This window comes from Streptomyces ossamyceticus, assembly GCF_001418475.1.
In the GTDB taxonomy this organism is placed as follows: domain Bacteria; phylum Actinomycetota; class Actinomycetes; order Streptomycetales; family Streptomycetaceae; genus Streptomyces; species Streptomyces ossamyceticus.
On the sequence record NZ_LIQX01000947.1, the window covers coordinates 1 to 349 of the forward strand.

1 protein-coding gene is annotated in these 349 nt (G+C 70.2%); it reads left to right on the plus strand.

Features of this window, described 5'->3' with window-relative positions; translation table 11 throughout:
- Nucleotides 1-95: 95 nt before the first annotated feature.
- Nucleotides 96-349 (plus strand): polysaccharide deacetylase family protein (locus tag AOK15_RS40840; RefSeq protein WP_167738934.1); only part of this gene is annotated, 254 nt, incomplete at its 3' end.

The following is a 349-nucleotide window of genomic DNA, read 5'->3' on the forward strand; positions in this document are numbered from 1 at the left end:
TGGCAGGGCCCCTGGCGGGCACGGCGAAAGCCGCTGCGACGCGCCCAGGAACGACGGCAGACGGTCTGCGGGCGCTGTTCGGGTCTGAGAACCGTGTGATCCGTACGTCTGAGCGGGTGGTCGCGGTGACCTTCAACGCGGCCTGGAACGACGTCGGCCTCGGCAGCATTCTCGATGACCTCGCCCGCCGGCACACGCCTGCCACGTTCTTCCTGACCGGCGCTTTCGCCGACCGCCACCCCGAGGTGGTCAGGAAGCTGGCGGCCGCGGGGCACGGGGTGGGCAACCACTCCTACAGCCATCCCTACTTCACGGACCTGACCGCAGCCGGACGACGCCGCGAGGTCCA